6 protein-coding genes and 3 pseudogenes are annotated in these 8,306 nt (G+C 40.2%); all 9 read left to right on the top strand.

Annotation, left to right across the window (positions count from 1 at the left end):
* Positions 1-254, top strand: a pseudogene (locus G5B11_RS17850) (RNA-guided endonuclease InsQ/TnpB family protein); the annotation flags it as partial.
* Between the two features lie 644 nt (positions 255-898).
* The gene (locus tag G5B11_RS17855) at positions 899-2,152 is read left to right on the top strand and encodes a hypothetical protein (RefSeq protein WP_173729241.1); all 1,254 of its coding nucleotides are present in this window, start codon (positions 899-901) and stop codon (positions 2,150-2,152) included.
* A gap of 2 nt (positions 2,153-2,154) precedes the next feature.
* Positions 2,155-2,748 carry a hypothetical protein gene (locus tag G5B11_RS17860; protein ID WP_173729242.1) on the top strand — a complete coding sequence of 198 codons (594 nt, stop codon included), beginning with the start codon at positions 2,155-2,157 and terminating at the stop codon, positions 2,746-2,748.
* Between the two features lie 97 nt (positions 2,749-2,845).
* Positions 2,846-3,360, top strand: a pseudogene (locus tag G5B11_RS17865) (IS110 family transposase); the annotation flags it as partial.
* Positions 3,360-3,575, top strand: a pseudogene (locus tag G5B11_RS19670) (hypothetical protein); the annotation flags it as partial. The pseudogenes G5B11_RS17865 and G5B11_RS19670, both read left to right, overlap by 1 nt.
* Before the next feature lie 145 nt (positions 3,576-3,720).
* Positions 3,721-4,611, top strand: coding sequence for a hypothetical protein (locus G5B11_RS17870; RefSeq protein WP_173729243.1), 891 nt, complete (start codon positions 3,721-3,723; stop codon positions 4,609-4,611).
* Positions 4,612-4,663: 52 nt separating this feature from the next.
* Positions 4,664-5,053, top strand: coding sequence for a BlaI/MecI/CopY family transcriptional regulator (locus G5B11_RS17875; protein WP_173729244.1), 390 nt, complete (start codon positions 4,664-4,666; stop codon positions 5,051-5,053).
* A 6-nt stretch (positions 5,054-5,059) separates the two neighbouring features.
* Positions 5,060-6,811: a M56 family metallopeptidase gene (locus G5B11_RS17880; RefSeq protein WP_173729245.1), complete on the top strand. Its 1,752-nt coding sequence runs from the start codon at positions 5,060-5,062 to the stop codon at positions 6,809-6,811.
* 195 nt (positions 6,812-7,006) lie between these two features.
* Positions 7,007-8,306: asparagine synthase (glutamine-hydrolyzing) (gene asnB / locus G5B11_RS17885; protein ID WP_330603173.1), on the top strand; the 1,300-nt coding region annotated here is incomplete at its 3' end.

Here is an 8,306-nt window from a genome sequence, read left to right on the forward strand (position 1 = left end):
GGATTCAATTGATAAGACAGGAAGAAAGCTATACCAGCCAGTGCAGCCCATTATCACCCAAGGTATCAAAAAGATATGCAAAAGCCTCAAACCGAAAAGAACGGGGCATGTATATAACTGACGGAGTAAGATACAATGCAGATGCGGTAGGCGCGTTTAATATCCTGCGGAAATATCTTTCCGTATTCGGAAAACAGAAGGAACTGTCCGTAACCGGACTAAAAAAGCCAGAAATAATAAAGGTAGCTGCATAGCCGGAAGGCAAGCAGTATTGGTGTCATGGACGCACCCTGAAAAAGGCGGTATCCCGCCAGATTTCAGATGCTCTGGCAACTCAGTTGCCGAGTAGTTCACAGTAGATGCAACTGAATCTGCGACAAAAGCAACAACATTAAAATTTGTTATAAGTATGTACAAAAAGGGTTATACAACTGCTCAGATTGCTGATGTGGCTGGAGTGGATGAAAAGCAGATTCAAGATATTATAAAAAATACTAAGTTATTACCAGTATAAAATGTAAAAATTGTCCTGATTATGCGGATCTTATGCAAATCGGCTGTTCGGCGGGGTGTTACGATAAGCATCTCGCCATTTTTCATTTACCAAAACTGCTCAAAAAAAGAAAGCTTGTGTTTTAATTAAAAGTTCAGAAATAGTACAAATGTAAGGATCCTGATGCATCGGGTCCTTTTTTTACGATTAAAGTACTTATCTGACAGCATATGGTATTTGACTACAGAATATGTTATGTTTAAAGAATAAGTCTTTTCTGTAAAAACAGACAATCTTCCAGAAATATCACATATTATAAAATATATTATAAATAAGATCGTTCAAAGGAGGACGGTTTTACAGAAAAAGCAAATATTATGAGTAAGAGGAGGAGAAGCAGTGTTTTTGGAAAAGCTTATAGGAAGCATTATCGCTTTATGGGGAATCGTTGTTTTGTATGGTGCATTTAAAAAAGCAACGATATGTAAAAAGGGACAGATAGCTTCAGGGATAGTGATAACTGTGGGAGGGATAGCAGTCCTTCTTTCAGAGATCATGAATGCCCCATCCAAGCCTAATTACGGTATAGTTAAAACTGCATCTAATAGTAATTCCTTATTCAAACCTGCATTTATTATAGTTGGAATCGGAGTGGTAATTTATATTTTTAATCTGATCTGCAAAAATAAGATAATAACAGTAGAGACACAGGAAAAAAATAAAAAAGAAGAGTTTTACAAAGAGTGCCTTAAAGCTGATATCAAAGAGTGTAAAAATGAAAAAGAAGTACAGAAAGCTAACTTGATAGCCGAAAAACATGGGATTAAATATTCGGATATATCAGATCTGTATTCCGAAGCAGAAGTATTGGTTAAAAAGAAAGAGCAAAAAGAACTGGATGATTCTTTAAAAGCTAAAAGGGAAGAAGAAAGAGCAGAGCAGAAAACTCTTGTGAAATATGAGGGCATGACTGGAAGAGAAAAGCGGATTGCCATGCTTACTGCTGAAAGGGCTGCACTTTTGCAAACAGCAGATACCCTTAAAAGTGGAGCAAAAGCTGTGATGAATGCTTCGCAACAAAAAGAAAAAGATTGGGCAATTCATGGAGGCATTGCAAATGGAATAGCCGGTCCTGCTGCCGGAGCAGCAACGGCACTTAATATCCAGGCGCAAAATGCACAGATAAGGGCTCAGAATAAGGCAAACCTGCAGGCTTTTTCCCCACTAATCACGAATTCTTATATGGGAGCCGTTTCTTATGAAAGCCAGGCGAGAGGAGTTGCAGTATCTATTGATAGTGCCAAGACAAAACTGCTGGCGAAAGACGATGTGCAGACCTGTTTGAAAAGACTTGCTTTTACAGAGACTAAAGTTGAAGTATCGGAAACTGGAACCTGTACCGTGACTACGAAAGTTGCTCTTACTGAACCCTTTACAATATTTGAGGATATAAAAGCTGTTATCGATGGAACAATAATAGCAAAGATCTATGATGGAGAAACGCTGGTTGGAACTGCTGCTCTTGTACTACCTTCCAAAGGAATCGGTTATTACCATGATCCTTACCCGTTAAAGGGAATGTGTCTTTATTGCGGAAAAAAAGACAGAGACTACCGGGTAGAATTTGCAGCTGTTGATTTATGGGCTATGGAGATATGATTATGAAAAGAAATAAGAAGTGTAATATAGCAGGGATTTTGTTTACGCTGCTTTTAATATATGAGGCATATAGTTATGTGATGTTTCTAAAAGTGCTTTCTAAATTTGGTTTTGAGATGGCATGGAGGCAGCTATACTTCCGTTCTTATGAAGACGGGTGTGAATGGGTGATGATTATAGGGAAACTATTTGCAATAGAATCGCTGATAATCATGATCAATTCTTCATTCAGATTGACCAAGGCAAGAATCGGGATGCGAAAGAAAACAGCAATCGTATATTTTTTTGCGCAGTTCAGCATGTGGTTAGTTACTTTTAGCCTTAATACATATCATGCTATCTTAAATAGTTGGTCTATGAGAACCTTTCTGTATAACGTGTGGAACTTTGGAATGATCTATATTTGTGTGATTGTATATCTGATTGCATATTGTTTATACCGGAGTGGAAAAGCAAAACAGAAAGAAATCGTTCCGGATACGTGTAGCGAGGAATGGAAAATAAGCTATTATAAAAATCTGCTGGATCATAAAGTAATAACGCAAAAAGAATATCAGTCCATGATAGAGAAGATTAAGATTGGGCAACTAATGTAGCAAGGGGGGCTGTCGGAAGAATCCGGCGGCCTTTTGTGATCATTAACGGAATAGTGCAGTGGTGGTCATGACAGTGCCCATCTAACTAAGGTACGCCAAGGAATACCGTTGTCAGGGATTGAGGCGTGTGAAAACAGATAAGCAAGATGCCATTACAATCTCTAACTATGGAATTGATCATTGGTATCGACTGAAAGAATATGAACTGGAAGAAAGCATTTACGAGAACTAAAGCTTTTAGGTCGACAGTACCGCCATTATATGCGGATGCGAGTGGAAAGCGTGTTGGAACTGACTCATCTTTTGGACTATACGATGCCAGGGATTAAAACGCTACTGAAAGGGTGGAATGAAACAAATGGGAAAGATAAGCTAGGGGATTTTGTGGAGGAATATTGGCATTATGACAATATCACGAAGAAATCGGAGGAACAGTTTATAGAAAGCTATCTAAAATGGGCAAAAGAGAAGGGATACCATCAGAGCCAGGATAAAGCCGCTAAGATTTATATGCTGGCAAAAGAAGGCATCCCCACAGTATCCTCCGATACCCCATCGACCAAAATGCTGGTACAGGAGGCAGTACGGGTGTTACGAGAAATCGATAACACTTAAAGCGTTCTGCAAAGTTCAATCCAGCCATTTACCAGAAGCATGGGAATACCTGGGAAGGCGGCAGTATAAGCATGTTCTCTCCTGTGCTAAAGTTTACCCTTCATGAAAAATTTAATGCAAAAAAGCTGGAAGTATCAGAAACGATGGAAATAAACGGTAGAAGAACTTTTAGGTATGATGAGCCGATTATTTATCAGAGGATGCGAGAGTGAAGAAATCCAGAATCAGGTTCGAACACAGTATGTGCATGTTAATATTTTGAAATTGTAGAAAATATGGTTGACTTTTATATTCTACAGATGTAGAATATAAACAACTTCTACAAAAGTAGAAAATAATAAACAGGGAGAATGCACTATGAAAACAGGAACAGTAAAGTTAATGACACTTATCACTACGGCGGTATTAGGAACTTTTTCAGCAGGAACGGTTCTGGCAACAGAAAATAATGACTTTTATACACAGCCGCCAGCTGATTCCGACTGGGAAAAAGCAGATACGGAAGGTACTTATGCAAGCTATACGAATGGAAGTGATTATGTAAACATTTATAAATATTCACTTGATGATGTCAATATAGCAATTGCAAAATGCGATGATACGTATGAAGCCTGCTATCAGACAGTTTATTCAGAGGGGAACAGTTTATATATGACGGTGGGATATGCAAAAGATGCAGATGATATCGGTGATGTCAGAAAATTCGTAGAATATATTTCCTATCCAGGAAATCCCTCCCTTACCAGACAAGCATATGAAGATTCAACAGAGAATTCTGATCAGGAAGATACCGGTACTTCCAATCCGGGAGGCAAGGGAGATTCAGATTCTTCCAATGCAGACGTGAATGCTTCCGCAGATAACGATGATGGTTCAGATATTATTTCCACCTCACCACTGACATTGGTTGACAGTGATGGAAATACAATTGAGATCAACTACATTCTTCACAAAGATTATTCTTGCGAATATCGTGGAGATGACGGAATGAAATATACTGATAACGGGAATGAAACTTATACCGATGAAAATGGAAACACGTACTCAGCCCTGAATGATGAAACCCATTATCTTGGAACCACTCTGGAACAGCATGACCTTGAGGATTCGGACGGTAATACAGTAACCATTACACAGACTACAAATGGTGATTATTATTTCCACGACGAAAATGGTACCGGATTTTCAGACAACGGAGATGGAACCTGGACAGATGAGAATGGAAACAGCTATACAGAAATTGACTGATATGGTATAATAAAATCGTTCCTACAATTGTAGAAAGAGGGAGAATGAGAGCGTGAAAAAAACATATCAGAGACTACCGGAATCAGAACTGGACATTATGCTTGTTCTTTGGAATAATACACCTCCGATGAACAGAATGGAAATTGAAAAAGTGATCAATACGAAAAAAAGCCTTGCTCCGACAACGATCCTGTCGCTGCTGGCCAGGCTGGAAGCCAAAAATTTTGTGGAAGTGACCAAACAGGGTAAAATGAATCTGTATACACCTTTGGTTTCACAGTCGGATTATCAGGCACATGAAAGCCAGAGTGTCCTTGAGAAGCTTTATGGGAACTCTTTGAAAAAATTTGTAACGTCCTTGTATCAGGGGAAAAAGGTAAGCTCTGAAGAAATTCAGGAGCTCAGTGATTTTCTTAAAGAACTAGAGGACAGGGAGAAATAGCGAACTATGGAAGTATTTGTTTTGCATATTTTGAAACTGAATATTATTGCAGCAGTTGTAATTTTGCTGGTCAAAGTGCTTGCAGCTTTGCTAAAAGGTAAAGTCTCAGCCAGATGGAAATATGTTATCTGGCTGATCGTGGCAGTCAGCCTGACAGTTCCATTACAGCTGCCGGCAGACCTGTCAGTTGTGACTTTTAATGTGCCGCAATACCGCACATATGACAGACAGAATCTGAATCCAAATGGCAGTATGGTCGGAACAGAAAATCAGGGAAACAGACTACAGAATTTAGAAAATATGCAGTCATTAAACAAAAACACACAGAATTCCTCTGAAAATTCTTCGCAGAAAGTGCCTGTCATGCGTGATTCAGGCAGATGGATGGGAATTGCAGCAGTGATTTTTACAGCCGTCTGGTTGGTTGTGGCAATCCTCAAACTTGCAGGAGAATTTCTGGCATATTACCTTTCTATGAAGAATCTGGAACGGATGAGTCTGTTAGTAAGTGATCCGGTGAGTATTCAGATGTACAGAGAGGTGTGTCAGAGAAAGCATGTACGCAGAATACCGGAACTCAGGCAGAATGCAGGTCTTACCACACCGCTTCTGGCAGGGCTTTTTCATACGAAACTGTATCTGCCTGCAACCGGGTATTCTGCCGAAGAAAGAAAACTTGTTTTTTACCATGAACTGACGCATTACAATCATCGGGATCTCTGGTATAAGATGTTTTTACGGATCTGTGCATCGATATACTGGTTTAATCCATTTCTTCTTCTGATGCTGAAAGAAGCAGATAAAGATATTGAGAATCTGTGTGATACAGATGTTATCCATCGGGTAAGCCTGGAAGAAAACAGGCTTTACAGACAACTGCTTCTTCGAACAGTCGCAATGGACAATCAGGTACCATATGTGAGCGCAAGTCTTAATGACAGTGGAATGGTATTTAAAGACAGGATCCTGTATATGCTCAATATCCGGAAATTTAGACGGGGACTGTTGCCGGGAATTCTGATGGCCGTTCTGCTTGTCGGAGGAAATCTGGCATTCAGTGTGTCAGCAGAGGCACCGGAAGAAACTGGAAAAACAGAGCAGGCAGAAGCTCATAATGAAAAAGAGACTGATCAGGAGAAGAATAATGTGCCTGAGTATGCACCTTTTTCCGAAACGGTAAATAAGCAGGAAAGCGACGACGTGCAGAACCATAGCGCAGATCTGTTACAAAATGAAGAAACGTCGACAGAAAGTGTGGATGCAGAAAATTCTTCTGCAGCTGATACAGAAAATGAAAGCCAGGAGAATGGATCAACAGATTCCGAAAGCCGTTCTGATGGTACCGGGAATGTATCAAATAATGAAAATCTTCCGACAGGCGTGCCATATACCAGTGGATTCAGTACTGCGTCCGGTGTGGCATCAATTGTAGCAGCAGGTGAAGGCGATGAAGAATCCAGAGTCCTTTACGATAACGGAGACGGAACCTATTCCGATGATTATGGATTCCAATACAGTTATCAGGGAGATGGGAGCTGGGCAGATGCTAATGGAAATTCCTACCGTACCTGGAATGATGAAGACTATAATTCCGGAACACAGCTGGAAAAGCATGAACTCAAGGGCAGCAGCGGCACCGTTAATGTAAAAGAGACTACAAACGGAGATTATTATTACCGTGATACAGACGGTGTAGGATACACAAATAATGGTGACGGAACCTGGACAGATGAGAACGGAAATCTATATGAAGAGTAAATGAAAAGAAACGTTTTCCGAAAGCAAATAAGAGACTGGAAAACGTTTCTTTTTTTATAAAATGTTATATGAGATATAAAAGCTATTTGGAAATATAATTATTTGATAAGAAAGACATTTTTATTTTACAACAAACAGATATTTTTATGATAAAATATCGAAAAAAAATTTTGGACTGTAACAAAAGTCGTTGCAGTGTCTAAACCACATCAGATGGATACGGAGGAAGAAATGTGCGGGATCTGTGGATTTACAGGTTACAGACAGGATCAGAAAACAGTAATTGAAAGGATGATGAAAGCCATTGCGCATAGAGGCCCGGACAGTAAGGGATCTTTTTGCAGGGAGAAGATTACGCTGGGCTTTCGAAGACTTAGTATTATTGATTTAGAAGATGGGCAGCAGCCTATGGAAAGTGCGGATGGAAATCTGCATATTGTCTTTAATGGGGAAATTTACGATTATAAAGAACTGCGGGAAGAACTTGAGGCTTCCGGCATTTCTTTTCGTACCCATTCCGATACGGAGGTTCTGGTAAATACCATTCAGCAATATGGGGAGAAGGCACTGGATAAGCTCAGGGGAATGTTTGGGTTTGCAGTATGGGATGAAAAAGAGCAGACTTTGATGCTCGCAAGGGATTTCTTTGGAATTAAGCCTGTGTACTATGCCGAAATAGATGGACACTTTGTATTTGCTTCTGAAATTAAGAGTATCCTTGCATTTCCAGGTTATGAAAGAAAAGTAAATCAGAAGGCACTGGAGCAGTATTTGTCATTTCAATATTCCCCTCTGAAAGAGACCTTTTTTAAGGGGATTTATAAACTGATGCCCGGACATATGCTTTTATATAAAAACGGAAACTATGAAATAAAGACTTATTTCAAAACAAAGCTTACACCTGGCAAGTGGGACCGTAAGACAAATATGGAGCAGCTGCGGAGCCAGCTTGCAGAGATTTTAAAGGATTCCGTGAAGCACCACATGTTAAGTGATGTGGAAGTCGGCGCGTTTTTATCCGGTGGAGTGGACTCCGGGTATCTGGCTTCTGCCTCCGGTGCAGACCAGGCATTTACAGTGGGATTTGATGAGGGAGACCGATATAGTGAAGTAAACAAAGCTGCCGAAGTGGCAGAAAAAGCAGGTTTGAAACACCATGTGAAAATCATATCCAAGCAGGAATTCTGGGATGCCCTTCCCAATGTGATGTACCATATGGATGAACCACTTGGGGATGCCTCTGCAGTTGCACTTTATTTTCTTTCCAAAGAGGCTGCCGGACATGTTAAGGTAGTCCTTTCCGGGGAAGGCGCAGATGAACTTTTCGGTGGATACAATATTTACAGAGAACCTGAAGCATTGAAAAAAGTTGCCTGGATTCCGTTCGTGCTCAGACGCGCTGTCAGAAAACTGGCCGCAAAGCTGCCAAACGTGAAAGGTCGGGATTTCCTTATCCGTGCAGGAATGAAAGTGGAAGAACGTTTCATCGGAAATG

Origin of the sequence: Blautia glucerasea (assembly GCF_013304385.1) — a bacterium.
Taxonomy (GTDB): domain Bacteria; phylum Bacillota; class Clostridia; order Lachnospirales; family Lachnospiraceae; genus Blautia_A; species Blautia_A ammoniilytica.

What these genes read in the sequence shown, in the direction of transcription:
- G5B11_RS17860 (WP_173729242.1), top strand. Translation starts at nt 2,155, where the DNA reads ATGAAAAGAAATAAGAAGTGTAATATAGCAGGGATTTTGTTTACGCTG.
- G5B11_RS17870 (WP_173729243.1), top strand. Translation starts at nt 3,721, where the DNA reads ATGAAAACAGGAACAGTAAAGTTAATGACACTTATCACTACGGCGGTA.
- G5B11_RS17880 (WP_173729245.1), top strand. Translation starts at nt 5,060, where the DNA reads ATGGAAGTATTTGTTTTGCATATTTTGAAACTGAATATTATTGCAGCA.